Source organism: Campylobacter sp. RM16187 (genome assembly GCF_025319965.1).
In the GTDB taxonomy this organism is placed as follows: Bacteria; Campylobacterota; Campylobacteria; order Campylobacterales; family Campylobacteraceae; genus Campylobacter_A.
On sequence record NZ_CP012549.1, the window covers coordinates 84580 to 102471 of the forward strand.

The 17892-nt window shown below is 39.1% G+C and carries 20 protein-coding genes and 1 tRNA gene; 10 read left to right on the forward strand and 11 right to left on the reverse strand.

The window, feature by feature from the left end; all coding sequences use genetic code 11:
• Window positions 1-55: 55 nt before the first annotated feature.
• From CDOMF_RS00560 to CDOMF_RS00570, 3 genes are read left to right on the forward strand one after another with little or no spacing between them, the layout of a single operon-like run.
• Window positions 56-316, forward strand: a complete 261-nt coding sequence (locus CDOMF_RS00560; protein ID WP_260951975.1) for an HvfA family oxazolone/thioamide-modified RiPP metallophore — start codon at window positions 56-58, stop codon at window positions 314-316.
• Between the two features lie 6 nt (window positions 317-322).
• Window positions 323-1135 carry a DUF692 domain-containing protein gene (locus tag CDOMF_RS00565; RefSeq protein ID WP_260951976.1) on the forward strand — a complete coding sequence of 271 codons (813 nt, stop codon included), beginning with the start codon at window positions 323-325 and terminating at the stop codon, window positions 1133-1135.
• Window positions 1132-1815, forward strand: a complete 684-nt coding sequence (locus CDOMF_RS00570; protein ID WP_260951977.1) for a DNA-binding domain-containing protein — start codon at window positions 1132-1134, stop codon at window positions 1813-1815. Before CDOMF_RS00565 ends, CDOMF_RS00570 begins: the two co-directional genes overlap by 4 nt.
• A gap of 19 nt (window positions 1816-1834) precedes the next feature.
• Here the strand turns inward: CDOMF_RS00570 and purM are convergent, their stop codons facing one another.
• Window positions 1835-2818, reverse strand: a complete 984-nt coding sequence (purM, locus tag CDOMF_RS00575) for a phosphoribosylformylglycinamidine cyclo-ligase (RefSeq protein WP_260951978.1) — start codon at window positions 2816-2818, stop codon at window positions 1835-1837.
• A gap of 73 nt (window positions 2819-2891) precedes the next feature.
• Between purM and coaE the strand changes: the two genes are divergently transcribed.
• Genes coaE through CDOMF_RS00590 form a run of 3 tightly spaced genes read left to right on the forward strand, consistent with a single transcriptional unit; the run spans window position 2892 to window position 4918 of the window.
• Complete coding sequence (gene coaE / locus CDOMF_RS00580; RefSeq protein ID WP_260951979.1) at window positions 2892-3503, forward strand: dephospho-CoA kinase; 612 nt, start codon at window positions 2892-2894, stop codon at window positions 3501-3503.
• Window positions 3484-4227 carry a diaminopimelate epimerase gene (gene dapF, locus CDOMF_RS00585; protein ID WP_260951980.1) on the forward strand — a complete coding sequence of 248 codons (744 nt, stop codon included), beginning with the start codon at window positions 3484-3486 and terminating at the stop codon, window positions 4225-4227. Before coaE ends, dapF begins: the two co-directional genes overlap by 20 nt.
• Window positions 4208-4918: a glucosaminidase domain-containing protein gene (locus CDOMF_RS00590; protein WP_260951981.1), complete on the forward strand. Its 711-nt coding sequence runs from the start codon at window positions 4208-4210 to the stop codon at window positions 4916-4918. The genes dapF and CDOMF_RS00590 overlap by 20 nt, the downstream gene beginning before the upstream one ends.
• Before the next feature lie 296 nt (window positions 4919-5214).
• On the opposite strand, the gene rplT is transcribed toward CDOMF_RS00590, so the two are convergent.
• Complete coding sequence (rplT, locus tag CDOMF_RS00595) at window positions 5215-5571, reverse strand: 50S ribosomal protein L20 (RefSeq protein ID WP_169975410.1); 357 nt, start codon at window positions 5569-5571, stop codon at window positions 5215-5217.
• A 90-nt stretch (window positions 5572-5661) separates the two neighbouring features.
• The gene (gene rpmI / locus CDOMF_RS00600; RefSeq protein ID WP_169975412.1) at window positions 5662-5853 is read right to left on the reverse strand and encodes a 50S ribosomal protein L35; all 192 of its coding nucleotides are present in this window, start codon (window positions 5851-5853) and stop codon (window positions 5662-5664) included.
• Between the two features lie 187 nt (window positions 5854-6040).
• On the opposite strand from rpmI, the gene CDOMF_RS00605 reads away from it, so the two are divergent.
• Window positions 6041-6571, forward strand: a complete 531-nt coding sequence (locus CDOMF_RS00605) for an isoprenylcysteine carboxyl methyltransferase family protein (RefSeq protein ID WP_260951983.1) — start codon at window positions 6041-6043, stop codon at window positions 6569-6571.
• Window positions 6572-6669: 98 nt separating this feature from the next.
• On the opposite strand, the gene infC is transcribed toward CDOMF_RS00605, so the two are convergent.
• The 8 genes from infC to nhaA form a co-directional block, all read right to left on the reverse strand.
• Complete coding sequence (infC, locus tag CDOMF_RS00610; protein WP_260951984.1) at window positions 6670-7185, reverse strand: translation initiation factor IF-3; 516 nt, start codon at window positions 7183-7185, stop codon at window positions 6670-6672.
• Window positions 7182-9002, reverse strand: coding sequence for a threonine--tRNA ligase (thrS, locus tag CDOMF_RS00615; RefSeq protein WP_260951985.1), 1821 nt, complete (start codon window positions 9000-9002; stop codon window positions 7182-7184). The genes infC and thrS overlap by 4 nt, the downstream gene beginning before the upstream one ends.
• 471 nt (window positions 9003-9473) lie before the next feature.
• A tRNA-Val gene (locus tag CDOMF_RS00620) sits at window positions 9474-9549 on the reverse strand.
• Between the two features lie 267 nt (window positions 9550-9816).
• Window positions 9817-10275 carry a DUF523 domain-containing protein gene (locus CDOMF_RS00625; protein ID WP_442863513.1) on the reverse strand — a complete coding sequence of 153 codons (459 nt, stop codon included), beginning with the start codon at window positions 10273-10275 and terminating at the stop codon, window positions 9817-9819.
• 2 nt (window positions 10276-10277) lie between these two features.
• Entirely contained in the window at window positions 10278-11051 is a 774-nt protein-coding gene (locus CDOMF_RS00630) for an ABC transporter ATP-binding protein (protein ID WP_260951987.1), read from the reverse strand.
• Window positions 11048-12088 carry a FecCD family ABC transporter permease gene (locus CDOMF_RS00635; RefSeq protein ID WP_260951988.1) on the reverse strand — a complete coding sequence of 347 codons (1041 nt, stop codon included), beginning with the start codon at window positions 12086-12088 and terminating at the stop codon, window positions 11048-11050. The genes CDOMF_RS00630 and CDOMF_RS00635 overlap by 4 nt, the downstream gene beginning before the upstream one ends.
• Window positions 12078-13232 carry an ABC transporter substrate-binding protein gene (locus tag CDOMF_RS00640; RefSeq protein WP_260951989.1) on the reverse strand — a complete coding sequence of 385 codons (1155 nt, stop codon included), beginning with the start codon at window positions 13230-13232 and terminating at the stop codon, window positions 12078-12080. Before CDOMF_RS00640 ends, CDOMF_RS00635 begins: the two co-directional genes overlap by 11 nt.
• A 140-nt stretch (window positions 13233-13372) precedes the next feature.
• A complete protein-coding gene (nhaA, locus tag CDOMF_RS00645) occupies window positions 13373-14563 on the reverse strand; it encodes a Na+/H+ antiporter NhaA (RefSeq protein ID WP_260951990.1) in 1191 nt (396 codons plus the stop codon).
• 94 nt (window positions 14564-14657) lie between these two features.
• Between nhaA and proB the strand changes: the two genes are divergently transcribed.
• The 3 genes from proB to proC are packed head-to-tail and all read left to right on the forward strand — an operon-like array spanning window position 14658 to window position 17859.
• Window positions 14658-15776: a glutamate 5-kinase gene (gene proB / locus CDOMF_RS00650; protein ID WP_260951991.1), complete on the forward strand. Its 1119-nt coding sequence runs from the start codon at window positions 14658-14660 to the stop codon at window positions 15774-15776.
• Between the two features lie 9 nt (window positions 15777-15785).
• Window positions 15786-17033: a glutamate-5-semialdehyde dehydrogenase gene (locus CDOMF_RS00655; protein WP_260951992.1), complete on the forward strand. Its 1248-nt coding sequence runs from the start codon at window positions 15786-15788 to the stop codon at window positions 17031-17033.
• 43 nt (window positions 17034-17076) lie between these two features.
• Window positions 17077-17859, forward strand: a complete 783-nt coding sequence (proC, locus tag CDOMF_RS00660; RefSeq protein ID WP_260951993.1) for a pyrroline-5-carboxylate reductase — start codon at window positions 17077-17079, stop codon at window positions 17857-17859.
• Window positions 17860-17892 lie beyond the last annotated feature (33 nt).

Below are 17892 nucleotides of genomic sequence, written 5' to 3' on the forward strand. Positions count from 1 at the left end.
AAAAAAGTTACTATAATATCACTTTCTCAAAATAAATTACCAAAAAGGAATTGTTATGAAAAAGTCTAAAAAAGTAGTAGGCGCACTTCTTGGAGTAGCTTTAACAGGCGCTACAAGCGTATTTGCAGCTAGTGCAAACTGCGGAACGGCAAAATGTGGCGGAAGCAAAAACGGTACAGAGGTTAAAAAGGACGTAAACGCTTCATGCGGAACAGCAAAATGCGGAGCAACTGATAAAAAAGCTGCACAAAGTGCTTGCGGAGCTTCAAAAGACGGCAAAGCTGCACAAAGCGGATGTGGCGCATCTAAACAATAATTAAAAATGCAAAATATCACAAAATGCGGACTCGGACTTAGACGTGAGCATCTAAGTGATATTATAAAAAGCGGATTTAAGCCTGATTTTTGGGAGGTAACTCCTGAAAATTGGTTTTTTATCCCGCACGCTCATCGGGCAAATTTTGAACAAATAGCCCATGACAATCTTCTTGTAGCCCACAGCGTAACGCTATCTATCGGCTCTGACATAAAACCAAGTAAGAAATATCTAAAAAATTTAAAAGCTTTTTTGGATAGATATGACATCAAATTTTACTCAGATCATATAAGTTTTTCTACGCTTAATGCTCATCATACGCACGAGCTTTTGCCACTTCCGCTTACTCATGAAATGTTAAATTTGCTTTGCGAGCGAGTTGAGTATGTGCAAAATGAGCTAAAACGCGAGATTATCTTGGAAAACGCTACTTACTATTACACTCTTGAATGCGAAATGAGCGAAACTGAATTTACGAATTTGCTAATGAACAAAAGTGGCGCCAAGCTGCTGCTAGACGTAAATAACGTCTATGTGAATTCTGTAAATCATAAATTTGATCCGTATAAATTCATAGATGAGCTTGATCTTTCAAGGCTTGGTTATATCCATGTGGCAGGACATATGGACGATCGTGACTATAAAATGCTTGTGGATACGCACGGCGGCGATGTTTGCGATGAGGTTTGGCAGTTGCTAGCTTACACACTTAAAAAGCAAAAAGCCCCTTGCATGATAGAGCGCGATAATGAAATCCCTCCTCTTGCCGAGCTTATTACAGAGTATGAAAAAATGCGTGAAATTTGGAAAAGCGCATGAGCACCCACAAGAGCCAAAGCAAATTTTTTAAAGAGATAACAGGGCAAGCTAAAGCCTCTTCAAAAGGCGCAAAGCTATATACCGAGCTTATATTTAATAGATTTTATGAGGTTCTTGCTAACACAAATCCGATCTTGCTTTCAGTGATAGGCGAAGATAAATTCAAAAAAGAAGTTAGCGAATTTATAGCTTGCGGTTATGCTAAAACTACGCTTATTTGGCAGCTGCCAAAGGATTTTAGAAAATTTATAAAAGAGCGAAAGAGACTTAAGGAATTTCCTTTCGCAAGTGATCTTTTGTGGCTTGAATTTAGCGAAGTAGAGCTTTTTATGCAAGATTTTTCGACTTTGAAATTTGATAAATTTAATTGGCAAAATAGATACAAAATCTCAAAAAGCGCTAAAGTAAAAATTTTAAATTACAAAGTGCATTTAAAAGAGTTTGATAAAAGAGAAACAAGCTATCTACTTGCGTATTATGATCTAAAAACCAATCAAGCCGTATATAGAGAAATTTCAAATTTTATGTATGATTTTTTAAGAAATTTAAAGAAATTTAGCGCGTCTGAGCTACTTAAAAATTTACAAAACGAATATGAATTTGATAAAAAAGCGATGAAAAAAGAGCTTGAAATTTCACTAAAAGAGCTTTGCGGGCTTGGAATTTTAGAGCAAATTTAAACTCTTTTTTGCAAATCTTTTATACTAACTCAACTCCCTTGCCTTTAACAACCTCTCCAATTATGTAACCATCAGAGTCAGCTAGCACGCTATCAGCCTTGTCTTTACTAACTACAAGCACCAAGCCAACGCCCATGTTAAAGGTTCTCATCATCTCTTCTTCGTTTACTTTTTGAGCGATGATTTTAAAAATTTCAGGCGTTTTTATGGCTGATTTTTCTACTTTCGCGCCAAGTCCTTCAGGAAATACCCGAGGCAAATTTTCGACCAATCCGCCACCTGTTATGTGAGCAAGCGCGTTTATCTTGTCTTTTAGTCGTAAAAAATCGCTCACATAAATTCTAGTTGGCTCAAGTAGCACATCGATAAGCGCTTTGCCTTCTATCTTGTCGTCAAATTTAAGCCCAAGTTCGCTCACTACTCTTCTCGCCAAAGAAAATCCGTTAGAGTGAAGCCCACTGCTTGGAAGCGCTATTAGCACATCGCCCTCTTTTACAAATTTGCTTCTATCTATCTCATCTATCTCCGCTATGCCTACCGCAAAGCCGGCTAGATCAAAGTCTTTACCTTCATACATCGATGGCATCTCGGCAGTTTCGCCCCCGATAAGTGCGCACTGAGCTAGTTTGCAGCCTTCGGCGATGCCTTTAACCACGGTTGCTGCGCTTTCTATATCAAGTTTTGCAGCTGCGTAGTAGTCGAGGAAAAAAAGCGGAGTTGCGAAGTTGCAGATGAGATCGTTTACACACATTGCTACGAGATCTTGCCCGACTGTATCAAATTTGTTTGCGTCTATTGCGAGGCGAAGTTTGGTTCCGACCCCGTCAGTTGCGCCTAAAATGGCAGGATTTTTATATCCGCTTGGCAGCTTTATAGCACCTGAAAATGACCCGATACCGCCTAAGACTAGCGGAGTAAAGGTTGATTTTACGTATGGTTTGATCTTCTCAACAAAGCTGTTTCCAGCGTCTATATCCACTCCGGCGTCTTTGTAGCTTATCATTTTATCCCTTTTTGAAATTTGCCTAATTTTAGCTAAAACTTGCTAAAATCGAATTAAAAACCGAGGGCAAAATTTGATGAAATTTAGCAATGCTTTTGTCGTTACCGGCACAATCGGAAGCGGCAAAAGCACATTTTTAAACCTTCTTAAGATGCACGGCTTTGAGGTAATCGATGCTGATGAGATATCTCATAAAGAGCTTGAAGTGTGCAAAGATGAGGTTGTGCGGAAATTTGGCGAGGAAATTTTATATCAAGGCAAGATCAATCGAAAAAAGCTCGGCGCAATCGTGTTTAACGATAAAGAAGCTCTTAAATGGCTTGAAAATTTGCTTCATTCAAGAATAAATGCAAAAATTTATGAGCTTTGCAGGAAGCTTGAAGCTAAAAATTTGCCTTATTTTGTGGATATTCCGCTTTATTTTGAAGGGCTTGGAAAGGCTGAATTTGAGCAAGTTGTAGTTGTCTATGCGCCTACAAAAACACTTATAGAGCGTGTGATGAAGCGAAACGGTTTAAGTTACGAAGAGGCTAAAAAGCGAGTAAAGCTTCAAATGGATATAGAAAAAAAGCGCGAAATGGCTGATTTTGTTATAGATAATAGCGGAAATTTAAGAGATTTGCAGGCGCAAACCGAGGAGTTTTTAATAAATTTGAAAGGCAGATATGAGAGTATCAAAGTATAACGCAAGCGGCAATGATTTTGTTATATTTCACACTTTTGTTAGCGAGGATCGAAGCGAGTTAGCTAAAAGGCTTTGCGATAGATTTAACGGCATAGGAGCTGACGGTCTTATCGTGCTACTTCCTTTTAAAAACGGCGCAAAATGGGAGTTTTATAACAACGACGGAAGTTATGCAGCGATGTGTGGTAATGGCTCTCGTGCAGCGCTTTTATATGCCGTTACTAACAAACTAACTAACGCAAATGATATAACGCTAGCTACGGGTGCTGGAAGCGTTAGCGGTAGCGTAAGCGGCGATATGGTGGAAGTTGAACTAACAAGCCCGGTTAAGTTAGCGGATAAATTTAGTGAGGAAGGGCGAGAGTGGTACTTTTATGATACGGGTGTGCCACATCTTGTTAGTTTTTGTGAGAATTTGAGTGAGTTTGATCTGAATTTAGCTCGTAAAATGCGTCAAAACCATAATTCAAACGTAAATTTTGCCAAAGTCGAAAGTGGAAATTTACTCGTTAGAACATATGAGCGTGGAGTTGAGGCTGAGACAAACGCTTGCGGAACAGGCATGGCTGCATGCTTTTATGCGGGAGTTAAAAATTTAGGCTTAAAAGAGCAAATTTCTGTCTTTCCAAAGAGTGGCGAAGAGCTTGGTTTGAGACTTAAAGATGAAAAGATATTTTTTAAAGGCAAGGTAAGACACTGCTTTGATGCGAATTTTATGGAGTAAAATTTGGTCTACTTTGCTTCTTGCTATTAGCCTGCATGCGGGCTTTAGTGATGAGTACTACACGCTAAAAGGCAAAGCGAAAAAAGAAGCTTTTATAGCTGAAATCAGACCAATTATCGTAAATGTAAATAGCGTTATAGCTTCAAAGCGTGCATTTTGCGTAGCTTTTGTCATACAAGCTTGGAGACAGGGTCTGCGTGAGCTTGATGAGGATAATTACAAGCAGCTAGCTAAAATCGCAAGCGAGTACAATATCAGGCATATTTTTAACATAAATGAATATCTCGTGCGTATGGGCGAAATTCCCGTTTCGCTAGCGATAGCTCAAGCGGCGATAGAGAGTGGTTGGGGCGAGAGCCGCTTCACGAAAGAGGCAAATAATATCTTTGGGCACTATACTTGGGGCGAAGTAGGGCTTGTGCCACTTGATAGAGAGCGCGGTAAGCGACATAAGATCAGGATTTTTAGTAGTTTGCAAGAGTCTGTCATGATGTATGCACTAAATTTGAACTCAAACGCTGCGTATGAAAATTTTAGATTGTCCCGTGCGGAATTTGCAAGAAGCGGAAAGCTCTTTAGCGGTATTAGTGCCGCTGAGACCATGCAAAACTACTCAGAACTTGGTGAAGAGTACGTAACAATGCTAAAAACGCTTATCAATCAGCTTGATTTGACGAAGTATGATTATTGATTTTGGTTTCTGTTTTTAGTGTGGTGCTAATACTGGAGAAAATAAAAGCGTATTTGCACCGCAGTCTTTAAAATTATCTGTAGTTAAAGAGCAGATGTTGTTCGCGTAGAGGATGCGTTGGACGTGGTGTGATTTTATTTGTTTCGCTACATTTGTAAATTGTAAGCAAGAGAGCTATTCAAACTCGCTTTGCACTTTAAGAAACAGAAAAATTTAGCAGTTTGTATCATTTTATTGGAGAGTATAAAAGTCAGAGTTAAAAGAATTTCCCGCCCAAATGAGCGAGAAATTTGAAATTATTTTAAAGCAGCCTTTGCTTGTGAAGCAATTTGTGCAAAAGCTTTTGGGTCATTCATAGCCATATCGGCTAAAATTTTTCTATCTAATTCGATATTTGCTTTCTTAAGACCGTTTATAAAGCGTGAATAGCTGATATCATTTAGTCTGCATGCAGCGTTGATTCTAACTATCCAAAGACGTCTAAAATCGCGTTTTTTCGCGCGTCTGTCTCTGTAAGCATATACTAAACTTCTTTCTAGCTGCTCTTTAGCTTTTCTAAAGTGTTTGCGTCTACCGCTGTAAAAGCCACGAGCTAGCTTCAATACCTTTTTATGGCGTCTTCTTCTAACTACGCCTGTTTTTACTCTTGCCATATTTATCCTTTTTAGAAATTGGCGTTCGCTAAGCGAATCTTGCCCCTAAATTTGGGGGAGCTTGAATGACCTTGTGTCAAAAACTTAAACTTACATGCAAAGCATTGATCTAACGCTTGCAACATTCGTGCTATCAACGTATTGAGGGCTTCTTAAATCTCTTTTTCTGTTGCGAGATTTTTTGGTTAAAATGTGGCTTCTAAATGCTGAGCCTCTTTTAATCTTGTTTTTACCCACTTTAAAACGTTTAGCAGCACCACGAACTGACTTCATTTTAGGCATACTAATCCTTTTAAAATTTTTCTTACTCTTAAGGTAAGAGATGGATTATACCTAAAATTTCTTTAAAGAATTTAAATTTTATAAAATTGTATTTGCAAAATTGATCTTATTTAATTCTTAGATAGTCTAAATTTAAGTGTAAATTTGTTATCTTTTGCGCTTTGATTTTATTTTAGGGGTAAAATTTATGGACTATAGTGTTGTTATTATCGTTGCCGTGATCTTTATCGTAAGGCTCGCGTTTCTTAAAGTTTCAAAGCAAAACGAGCAGGCGATACTTGCAAGTGGCGGCAAGGAGTATGGAGTGCAAAACTCAAAAAGACTTACGATCTTGCATATACTTTTTTATTTTTCATGCCTTGTTGAAGCCGTTTTAAGACGAGCCGAGCTTGATATACAAGGGCTTTTGGGGTGTGTGCTTGTAGCGTTTGCTTTAGTTATGTTATATGTGGTTACGCAGCTTTTAAAGGGAATTTGGACGGTTAAACTCATGATAGCAAACGAGCATAAATTTAACGATCACTGGCTTTTTAGAGTTGTGAAGCACCCAAATTATTTCTTAAATATCGTGCCAGAGCTTATAGGACTTGCCTTGCTTTGTCATGCGCTGTATTCGGCTGTGGTTATCTTGCCGTTTTATGCGTTTGTGCTTTATAAGAGGATAGAGGAAGAAAATCGCTTGATAGCCGAAGTCATCATTCCAAATGGTAAAATTTAGTGGATAAATTTAAATTTGCATAAGAATATTGCTTAAAATTTAATAAGTAAATTTGAAGATGACATAAGCCCTTTGGTTAGGGCTTATGTAGTATTTGACTAACCTTTTTTTGGTGTTACAAGCATATTGACATAGCGGCCTTCTATCATAGGCTCTTTATCTCTATTGCCTGCTTCTTTGATCATCTCCCAAACTTTTTCAAGCATGACGACACCGGCTTCCGGAGCTGCCATCTCGCGACCTTTTAGAAACACTCTAAATTTCACGTGCTTGCCCTCTTCAAGGAACTCAAGCGCATGTTTTACCTTGTAGTTTATGTCATTTTGAGCTATTTTTACCGATAGTTTGATCTCCTTAACATCGATAACTTTTTGCTTTTTCTTAGCCTCTTTTTGCTTTTTTTCTTGTTGGTAACGGAATTTTCCATAATCCATGATCTTGCAAACAGGCGGCTTTGCATCAGGCGCGATCAAAACTAGATCAAGCCCTTTTTTTTCAGCGATTTTTAAAGCCTCATCTCTTGAGATAACGCCATAGCTTGTGCCGTCATCACCGACACATCTTACTTCACTCGCTCTTATATCTTCGTTGAGCAATACTTCTTCTTTACTCAAAAATGCACCTCACTCAGTTTCTCCTTTAATAAATTGGTAAATTCGTCTAGTTTCATATCTTTTTGTTCTCTGCTTCTGCGATCTCTTAGCGCTACCGTGCGGTTTGTTACTTCGTTGTCGCCAAGTACTACGATCATTGGTACGCGTTGTTTTTCAGCGCTTCTAATGCGCTTGTTTAGACTTTCGTTTTTGCTTGAAATTTCGCTATCAACGCCTATTTTTCTAAGCTCTTTTACTATCTCTTTTGCGTAGTCTAAGTGCGTGTCGCTAATTGGCACGACCACAACCTGCGTAGGCGCTACGAAAAACGGCAACTCTCCGCTTGTATGCTCTATCAAAATTCCTATAAATCTCTCAAAGCTTCCAAGTAGCGCGCGGTGAAGCATTACAGGGCGTTGGCGCTCGTTATTGCTGTCGATGTAGCCAAGGTCAAACCTCTCAGGCAGGTTAAAATCAACCTGAATCGTTCCGCACTGCCATTTTCGTTTAAGCGCGTCTGTTATCTTGATGTCTATTTTTGGTCCGTAAAACGCTCCGCCGCCTTCGTCGATACCATATTTAAATCCGTTTTCATCAAGTGCGTCTTTAAGCGCCTGGGTTGCAACCTCCCAGATAGCGTCATCACCGATCGCTTTGGCTGGCTTTGTTGAAATTTCCATTTCGTATTCAAAGCCGAAATTTTGCATAATGTTATCAACAAAGCTTAAAATTTCGAGGATGTTTTCTTTTATCTGGCTTGGCATACAAAATATATGCGCATCATCTTGCGTAAATTCGCGAACTCTGAAAAGTCCATGCAAAACGCCGCTTTTTTCATGGCGATGCACTACGCCGTATTCAAAAAATTTAAGCGGCAAGTCGCGGTAAGAGCGAATTTCATCTTGATATACTTTGATGTGTCCGACGCAGTTCATCGGCTTGATGCCGTATTCTTGCTCGTCAATCACCGTAAAATACATATTTTCTTTGTAGTTTATGTAGTGTCCGCTCTTTTTCCAAGCATCGGCTTTTAAAATTTCAGGACCTCGCACGGGCTCGTATCCGCGCTCTCTGTGAGCTTTGTATAAAATTTGCTCGATCTTGCTTCTTAATCTTCCGCCGTTTGGTAGCCATAGCGGAAGTCCGCCTCCGATCTCATCATCAAACGTAAAGAGTTTCATCTCGGTTCCAAGCTTGCGGTGATCGCGCTTTTTGGCCTCTTCGATAACTCTTATGTGCTCTTTTAAACTCTCTTTGTCCGCGTATGCCGTGCCGTAAATTCTGTTTAGCATTTCGCGTGTTTCATCGCCGCCAAGATAGGCTCCCGCAACTCGAGTAAGCTTGAAAAATCTTAAAAATTTAGTGTTCGGCACGTGCGGTCCGCGGCAGATATCTTCAAAAATTCCTTGCGAATACATACTCACAGGCCCGTCAGGAATGCGCTTTAGAACTTCTTGCTTGAGGTCATCGTCCTTAAATCTCTCGCTTATCTCTTTTTTTGAAAAACAGGTTTTAACTATATCTTTTTTTGCTTCAACCAGCTCTTTCATCTTGGCTTCGATAGCCTCTAAATCAGCCTCGCCAAGCTTGGTTCCTGCCTCATCAACTCTAAAATCGTAGTAAAATCCATCTTCTATCGCAGGTCCTACGAAAAATTTCGCTTCAGGGTAAATGCTTTTAATCGCCTCTGCCATAAGGTGTGCGCAGCTGTGGCGAATGACGTTTAGAGCCTCTTTTGAATTATCAAAATACACAGGCTCGGCCGAATTTACATTATCTCCGATACTTTGCGTATCAACTATCTCTCCATTTAGTTTGTATGCGATTATATCGCTCATATCTTTCCTTTTTTACCGAATATTCTTTTAAACAACAAAAGAATGATGCAAGATTTTATCCAAAATGAATTTAAGCTTTACTTAATATTTTGTTTGCCGATGGTTTATCTGCGCCAAAATTTGATGCGTGAATTTGGAATTTTTGAGCTTTTGTAACACACTTGCTTAAGCCTTATAATTATTAATATACTTAATTATATTTTAAGAAATTTGATGTTAGTATTTGTCCTGTAAATGGATCGTGCAATATCTCGTCTTTGCATTGTTTTGATTCATTTTTCTCCCGATTTTTGCGGAAAGGGGTGGTTGCCTTTCCGCAAGCTTAATTTTTAAATTTCAAAATTTATTATCTATATTTAAAAATAATTTTACTTTAATTTTTAGTATTTGCAATATAAAAAATTGGAATTTAAATAACTGTACTATAAATTTAAATCCGGCATTGGTTTATGACTGTATTTTTATAGAAGATGGTGGCCACGAGAGGACTTGAACCTCCGACCACTACCATGTCAAGGTAGTGCTCTACCAGCTGAGCTACGCGACCGCTAAGTAAAGGCGTATTGTAGCAAGTTAAAGTTAAAATTTATTTGAAATTTTAAAATTTAGGCTAAATTGTCCGACTCTTTTGTAAAAAAACTGTCAGTAAACTCGAGATCACTGGCGGTACTCACGGAGCAAGCCGCTTAGGAAGCAACGCGATAACCGACTGCATAGTCTTTGGTATGATAGCGGGCGAGAATTTATAACTAAATTTGAGACGTCCAAGCGGCGTCTCAATCTCTTTAAATTTGTAGTTTAAATAGCCGCAAAACTACTTTGCTATATCATCTAAGCTGAAATTTTCATCTAAAATTTTTACGCCGAGTTGCTTTAATGCTTTTGCGGTAAAGCCGTCGCCTTTTTTAAGGGTCTTGCTAAAGCTTCCGTCATATATAAATTTGTTTCCGCAACTTGGGCTTTTGGATTTTAAAACGGCAAATTTACAGCCGTTTTGCAAGGCTATATCGGCGCAAATTTTAGCCCCTTTTAAAAACTGCTCGGTTACGTCCTTGCCGCTTTTTGTAAATACTTTTTGATCTTTTATCTCGGCTACCTCTCTTGGAGTTGTAAGCCCGCCAAGCTCTTCGGGACAGATGGATAAAATTTCATATTTTGAAGCAATGTGATTAAATTTGCGCTCAAGCTCGTCTGTTTGGTTGTTTGAGCCGTTGTATTTGCAATTTACGCCAAGCAGGCACGCACTTACTAAAATTTTCTCTTTCACTTCCAATCTTACAAATTCGGAAATATTATATCTCGCTCTTCAAGCCTTTTAAATTTGCAAGTATCGCCGTAAATTCTCTTTAAAAACTCGTTGTTTATGATATCTTTTACCTTGCCTCTGGCGACCACTTCGCCTTTGTCAAACGCCACGACTTCATCGCAAAACCACAAGATATGGTTTGGCTCATGCGTGCATATCATGATCGTTTTGCCCTCGCTTGCGATCTTTTGCAAAATTTTCCAAAGCAAAATTTGATTTTTAAAATCAAGCGCCGATGTCGGCTCGTCAAGTAGCATTAAAGGCGTTTCTTGCGCCAAAGCACGCGCGATAAATACAAGCTGGCGCTGCCCACCGCTAAGTTCGCTCATGCGCTTATCGGCAAGCTCTGATATGCCGATAAATTCCATCGCCTCGCGCACTATCTGCTTATCCTTTTTGCTTGGACCAAATATGCTTTTTATGTGAGGAGAGCGCCCCATGAGCACGATATCTTTTGCGTAAAATGGGAAATTTAGCTCCAAATTTTGAGCTACGTAAGCGATATTTTTAGCCAGCCAAGATGAGTCCTTGCCGTTTGAAACCTCCGAATTTATAAGGATCTCTCCGTCTTTAAGCTCTAAGAAATTCATACAGCAGTTAAAAAATGTGCTCTTGCCGCTTCCGTTTGCTCCAAGCAGTCCGCAGATGGTGCCTCTTTTAACGCTTAAATTTATATTTTTAAGCGCAAAATCCCCATAGCTAAACGATAAATTTTTAGCTTCAAGCATATTTGAAAAACTCATTTTAAAAGCTCCTTTGCCTTGCTTCTTAAAAGCACTATCAAAAACGGCGCGCCCACAAGCGAAGTGATGATACCAACGGGAATTTCGGCCATCGTTATCGTGCGCGCTAAGGTGTCGCATATAAGCAGATAAATCCCGCCCAAAAGCCCAGCTATCGGTAGCACCCAGCGGTTATCGGGTCCTATTAGAAGTCTTGCCACATGCGGCATGATAAGCCCTATCCAAGCGATTATGCCGACATTTGCCACGCAGGTTGCAGTCATAAGCGTGGCTATAACGATAAAGATAAATTTGTATGTTTCGGGATTTATACCGAGGCTTTTTGCTTGGTTATCCCCTAAAGAGAGCAAATTTAGCTTCCAAGAAAGCGCGGTTAAAACCGCAAAACACAACGCAACGACTGCTAAAATTTCGCCAAGTGCGTCCCATTTGGAGTAGTATAGCCCACCCATCATCCAAAACGTTATCTCGCGAAGTTGCGCATCCTCGCTTACATACTTGATGATAGAAACACCTGCGGAAAATATCGAGCCTACGATTACGCCTGAAAGTATAAGCCCCACCACAGGCACTATGCCGCCGTTTCGCGCTAATGTGTATGATAAAAATACCGCCAAAAGCGAAAACATAAACGCGCTTGCCGTTATGCTTAGGAAAAATCCAGCAAATATAATCCCAAATGCCGCTCCAAGCGCAGCTCCCGAGCTAGCTCCTAGGATAAACGGCTCGACAAGCGGATTTCTAAAACAGGCTTGATACACGGCACCCGCGTTTGATAGGGCAAAGCCGATGATGGCTGCGGTTAAAATTCGAGGCATTCTGATATCAAAAACCACGATCTGATCCATCCTGCTGATACCTGAAGCCTCTAAGTCAAACAGCTTAAGCCCAAGCACGCCGATTATCTTGCTGACGGAAATTTTATAATCCCCAAGCATGAGTGCCGCGACCATGCAAACGGCAAGTATCGCGACGAGAAATATTAAAAATAGATATTTTGATTTAAATTTTGACTTAGCATGCTCGCTAGAAGTCATCTTCCACGGTCCAGTCTAAAATTTGCTCGCTTCTTAGCGCCTTAGCCGTAGCGTCATCTACGCCGTAAACTTCTTGATAAAATTTAAGCACGAACTCATGAACCTTTATATCGCTAAATAGCTTTGGATACGCAGCTTTTGCGATGATTAACATGTCGATAGGGTATTCAACGCGTCTAGCGCAGTTCATCGGCGACCAAGGCATCGCATATACGCGCTTGTTTTGCACCGCTTTTAGCTCGCCTAGCTTTTCAAAGTCAGGAGAATCCAAAAGTTCGCTTACAGGGTGATAGCCGTTTGATGTAGGAAGCACGATCACGTCAGGATCTATCGCGTAAAGTTGCTCGGTGCTTAAGATCACGTTTGTTCCATCGCCCGTAAATGCGTTTTTAGCGCCTGCGACATTTTGTATGATGAAAGATTCGGGCGTATTTACTCCGTAAGCTGTCGCCATACCGCCGTTTTTGCGGACGTTTGGATTAAGCCCCATATAAAGCATGCTTACCTTTTCGCTCTCTTTTAGCTTGGCTGTTCGCTCCTCTATGAGCTTTTGAGTGCCGTCAAGATATTCAAAAAGCTTAAGCGCCTTTTGCCTTTGATTAAACACGTCGCCAAGAACTCTCATCTCCTCTTTCATCGTCGAAATTTCAGCTCCTTGAGGAGCGTAAATCACTACAAGCGGAAGACCAAGAGCTTCGATCGTTGAGATAGTCTTTTCGACTGCGTCTTTGTTTGAGCCTCTAAGCGTGCAGTCGCCGACGCGAAGGATGACTAGCTGCGGATTTTCGTTGGCTAAATTTTCAAAATTTATCACGTTTCCCTGCGGTGAATTTATGCAGGTTAGCTCATCAAGCCAAGGGTGAAGATACTTCATCGTGTTCCAGCCGCGAAGTGTGTAGCTCTCGCCTGAGCGCCTTGTGAAGGAGTATTTGTAGTCTCTTTTCATCGACCAAGAGCCGATAACCTTAACCTTGTCAATCACGCCAAGATGCGTCATCACGCCTTCGACAAAGCCATCATCGATAGTTGCTATCTTCGTAAGCGGTTCGGCTATTTTAACCTCTACGCCGCGCATATCTTTTACTAAAAAATCTTTAGCAAATGCCAGATTGAAAATCATTAAAATAGAAATGAAAAACTTCATCAAAAGCGCTCCTTTATTTTGAAATATCAAAATAGTAGCCAAAGTATGATAAAAAAATATTTAATATTATTTAAGAATATTGATTTATTATTTGTGTTATTTATAATCTGAGTAAACCTGCCATTTTTGGCAGGTTTAGATTAGTCATTATTGTTTGTATTTGCGCTAGTTGTGAACCTAAGCATTATGTAGCCTATAATGCCTGATATGAATGAACCTAGTAAAATAGCTAGCTTGTCTGTGTGTGCAAATGCGTCAGAGTCGTGGTATGCTAGTCCGTTTACGAATAGACTCATAGTAAAACCGACTCCACATAGTATCGCTACTCCGTATAGCTGCTTGTAAGTTGCCTTATCTGGTAGCCCTGAAAAGCCAAATTTGATAGCCATATAGCTAAAACCAAATACTCCAATTTGCTTACCGATGAATAGTCCAAGAATGGTTCCAAGTGGTACAGGTGAGAGTATATGCTCTATGTCTATGCCTTTAAGTGAAACTCCTGCGTTTACGAATGCAAATATAGGCAGAATGGCAAATGCTACCCAGCCATGAAGATCATGCTCTATATTTTTTAGCATTGAATGGTTTGGTTCATCTTTAAAGCTAAGAGGTATGAAAAATGCCGCCACAACACCTGCTATAGTTGCGTGAACGCCTGATTTTAACACACTTACCCACAGAATTAGACCAACGACCAAAAAGGCTATTTTGCTTTTAACCCCCAGCCTATTTAGTGCAAATAACACTACCAGACAGCTTCCCGATATAAGCAGGGAGGCTAAACTTAGTTTACTTGTGTAAAATAAAGCGATAATAACGATAGCACAGAGGTCGTCTATAATGGCTAAAGTCATCAAAAATACTTTGAGGCTAGTCGGTACTCTTGAACCAAGCAGGCTCAAAATTCCAAGAGCGAATGCTATATCCGTAGCCGTAGGTATAGCCCATCCTCTAAGTGCAAAACTATCATCTTTGGTAAACATCCAAAATATTATAGCCGGCAATATAACACCGCCAACAGCGCCTATTATAGGCAGTCCTATTTGAGCAGGATCTCTTAGCTCACCTTCTATAACCTCGCGTTTTAGCTCAAGTCCGATTAGAAAGAAAAATACCGCCATAAGTCCGTCATTAACCCAAAGAATTAATGGCTTATTTAGACCATATTCACCAAAACTTACACTAAAAGGAGTGCGTAAAAATTCATTATAAAAATGACTTAAAAAAGTATTTTGACAAATTAGCGCAAGTACTGTAGCGATCATCAATATAATGCCGGAACTGGCTTGATGTTGCAGAAATTTCTTTATTCCGCTCTTAATTCCACTCATTATTACCTCCTGGTTTTTTAATCTTTTATATTAACATTAAAAAATTAAAATAAGGCTTTTTTAGATATAATTTTTTTAAAATTTAAGGTAAAAAATGAGTAGAAAAGCATTAAAAGATATCAAAAGAGTTGTGATTAAAGTAGGCACATCTACTCTTACTAAATCAAACGGCAAACTAAACGAAGAGAGAATTAAACGCATAGTTGCAAGCATAGCCATGCTTGCGGATGACGGCTTTGAAGTCACTCTTGTAACCTCTGGAGCCGTTGGTGCCGGCATGGGAGAGCTTAATATAAATGAGCGACCAAAGACATTAAATGAAAAGCAGGCTTTAGCATCAGTAGGGCAGGTTGCTTTAATACATATGTATCAAGTTTTATTTTGGGCTCATGGTAAGACTATAGCGCAACTACTTCTAACCAGAGGTGATTTTAGCGATAGAAATAGATACTTAAACGCAAGAAACGTATGCAGCACACTTCTGGCTAAAAAAATAATTCCTATTATAAATGAAAACGATCCGGTAGTAAGTGACGAATTAAAAGTCGGTGATAATGACACTTTAAGCGCTCTTGTATCAGGGCTTATAGATGCCGATTTGTTAATAATTTTAAGCGATATAGATGGGTTATATGATAAAAATCCAAATGTTTATAAGGATGCTAAATTTGTCAATTTAGTTGAAGACATTAATGAAGATATTAAAAATATGGCTCAAGGCGAGGGTAGTAAATTTGGCACAGGTGGCATGATAACCAAGATAATAGCCGCTCAAATGGCTACTAAAATAGGCACAAATTTGATAATCGTAAATGGCAAAAATCCTGAAAATATAATAAAAGCTGTTAAAGGCGAAGAGATAGGAACTCTGTTTTTAAGACAAGATAAGAAAATTAGTTCGCGCAAGTATTGGTTAGGATATGGCACAAGTAAAAAAGGTACGATTATCATCGATGACGGCGCGGTTAAAGCGCTAAAAAGCGGAAAAAGCCTACTAAGTGTTGGCATAAAAGATGTCAGCGGAGAATTTGAGCGCGGACAGATAGTTGAAATATTAACTGCAAAAGACGAGCTTATAGCAAAGGGTATAAGTAACTACTCTTCAAGTGAAATTTTGCTAATAAAAGGCAGAAAGAGCGAGGAGATAGAGGAAATCTTAGGACATAAATATGACGATGATGTCGTGCATATTGATAATTTGTTGCTAGTTTAGGAGGGTAGCGTGGATGAAATTTTAAAAATTGCTAAAGACTCAAAAGCTGCCAGCAGAGAGCTTTTAATTCTTAAAAGCGAAGACAAAAATGAGATTTTAAGAGCTGTTGCAAATGAAATTTTAGCAAAAAGAGATGAGATAAAAAAGGTTAATTTGATTGATATCCAAAGTGGTAAAAAAGCAGGTTTAGCTCCTGCTTTGATTGATCGTTTGACACTAAGTGATGCCAGAATAGAGGCTATGGCTAAAGGTGTGATAGAGTTAGCAAGTTTTACAGATCCTATCGGAGAGATTTTGGACGGATGGAGACATAAAAATGGCATGCAAATTTCTAAAATCAGAGTGCCATTGGGTGTCGTAGGTATAATTTACGAATCTAGACCAAACGTAACCATAGATGCGGCTGCATTGGCTCTTAAAAGCTCAAATTCTGTTATTCTAAGAGGCTCTGCAAATGCGATAAATTCAAATAAATTTCTAGTAAATTTATTTAATGAAGTTGGGACAAAATTTAAGCTTCCAAAATTTGCAATTCAACTGATTGAATCAACGGATCGCGAAGCGGTAAATCAAATGATAAAGGTACACGAATTTATAGATGTTTTGATACCAAGAGGAGGCAAAAATCTCAAAGAATTTATTGTGCAAAATGCAACGATTCCAGTCATTGAAACCGGTGCAGGAGTGTGTCATATCTATGTGGATGAAAGTGCAAATTTAGATATTGCCGTAAAAATAATAAAAAATGCTAAAACTCAGCGTCCAAGTGTTTGCAACGCTGTAGAATGTATATTGCTTCATCGTAGTGTAGTAGATAAAATTTTACCAAATTTGATTAATGAGCTGGATGGGGTGGAGATTCGTTTGCAAGATTTACTGTTTGAAAATTATTATGGATTTAATAATGTAAAATTAGCTAGCAATGATGATTTTGGAGCGGAATTTTTAGATCTTATCTTATCTGTAAAAATGGTAAGCGGAGTAAATGAGGCGATAGAATATATAAATTCACATTCAAGCGGGCATTCAGACAGCATCTTAAGCGAAAATTACGAAAATATAGAGAAGTTTTTAAATGAGATAGATAGTGCAGTCGTATATGCAAACGTATCTACCAGGTTTAGTGATGGTGGGGAATTTGGCTTTGGTGGAGAGATAGGAATTTCTACTCAAAAACTGCACGCAAGAGGACCGATGGGGGTTAGAGAGCTAACTACTACAAAATATATTGTGCGAGGAACTGGGCAAATTAGGTAGTCAAATAAGCACAATATTTTTTAGCATAATTGAAAGGATTAATATGAAATTAGGATTTATAGGCGGTGGCAATATGGCATCTGCGATGATAGCCGCCATTACAAACTCTAAAATTTGTAGTTTAAGTGAAATTTTTGTTTATGATAGAAGTAAAAATGAGAATTTAAAGTTTAAATTTGGCATAACTCCTCTTGATAGTGAGCGTAAAATAGTTCAAAATTCAGATATTATCGTGCTTGCTATTAAGCCAAACAGCTATGAAAGTGTGCTAAATTTGATTAAAAAAGATGTCAAAAATCAAATTATCGTTACCGTTGCACCAAATTTTACTATAGAGATGGTTTCTGAGATTTTAGGGTCTGATAAAAAGATAGTGCGAACTATGCCAAATACTCCCGCGGCTATAGGTAAGGGTGTAACGGCTGTTTGTTTTAGTGAAAATTTAAATGATAATGAGCGCATGAGTGTGCTTAAAGTTTTGCAAAGTTTTGGAGCCACTCACGAGATAGAGGAGAAACTGATTCCAGTATTTACCGCTATCGCAGGAAGTTTACCGGCCTATGTTTTTATGTTTATAGAAGCGCTTGCCGATGGAGGAGTGTTAGAAGGGATGCCCAGGGCTAAGGCTTATGAAATAATAGCGGCTAGCGTAGCAGGAAGTGCTGATATGATTCTTAAAACAGGCAAACACCCTGCGCAGTTAAAAGATGAGGTTTGTTCGCCATCAGGAACTACGATAGAGGCTTTAAGAGTGCTTGAAGAGCATGGAATTCGCTCTGGCTTAATTGATGCTGTTAGAACCGCAGCCAGGAAGTCTAGAGCTTAATAGCTTAAATTTGACTCGAAAATCGAGTCAAAT

Coding starts and splice junctions, on each gene's coding strand:
- CDOMF_RS00560 (WP_260951975.1), top strand. CDS start 56: ATGAAAAAGTCTAAAAAAGTAGTAGGCGCACTTCTTGGAGTAGCTTTA.
- CDOMF_RS00565 (WP_260951976.1), top strand. CDS start 323: ATGCAAAATATCACAAAATGCGGACTCGGACTTAGACGTGAGCATCTA.
- CDOMF_RS00570 (WP_260951977.1), top strand. CDS start 1,132: ATGAGCACCCACAAGAGCCAAAGCAAATTTTTTAAAGAGATAACAGGG.
- purM (WP_260951978.1), bottom strand. CDS start 2,818: ATGATAAGCTACAAAGACGCCGGAGTGGATATAGACGCTGGAAACAGC.
- dapF (WP_260951980.1), top strand. CDS start 3,484: ATGAGAGTATCAAAGTATAACGCAAGCGGCAATGATTTTGTTATATTT.
- CDOMF_RS00590 (WP_260951981.1), top strand. CDS start 4,208: ATGCGAATTTTATGGAGTAAAATTTGGTCTACTTTGCTTCTTGCTATT.
- rplT (WP_169975410.1), bottom strand. CDS start 5,571: ATGGCAAGAGTAAAAACAGGCGTAGTTAGAAGAAGACGCCATAAAAAG.
- rpmI (WP_169975412.1), bottom strand. CDS start 5,853: ATGCCTAAAATGAAGTCAGTTCGTGGTGCTGCTAAACGTTTTAAAGTG.
- CDOMF_RS00605 (WP_260951983.1), top strand. CDS start 6,041: ATGGACTATAGTGTTGTTATTATCGTTGCCGTGATCTTTATCGTAAGG.
- thrS (WP_260951985.1), bottom strand. CDS start 9,002: ATGAGCGATATAATCGCATACAAACTAAATGGAGAGATAGTTGATACG.
- CDOMF_RS00630 (WP_260951987.1), bottom strand. CDS start 11,051: ATGAGTTTTTCAAATATGCTTGAAGCTAAAAATTTATCGTTTAGCTAT.
- CDOMF_RS00635 (WP_260951988.1), bottom strand. CDS start 12,088: ATGACTTCTAGCGAGCATGCTAAGTCAAAATTTAAATCAAAATATCTA.
- CDOMF_RS00640 (WP_260951989.1), bottom strand. CDS start 13,232: ATGAAGTTTTTCATTTCTATTTTAATGATTTTCAATCTGGCATTTGCT.
- nhaA (WP_260951990.1), bottom strand. CDS start 14,563: ATGAGTGGAATTAAGAGCGGAATAAAGAAATTTCTGCAACATCAAGCC.
- proB (WP_260951991.1), top strand. CDS start 14,658: ATGAGTAGAAAAGCATTAAAAGATATCAAAAGAGTTGTGATTAAAGTA.
- proC (WP_260951993.1), top strand. CDS start 17,077: ATGAAATTAGGATTTATAGGCGGTGGCAATATGGCATCTGCGATGATA.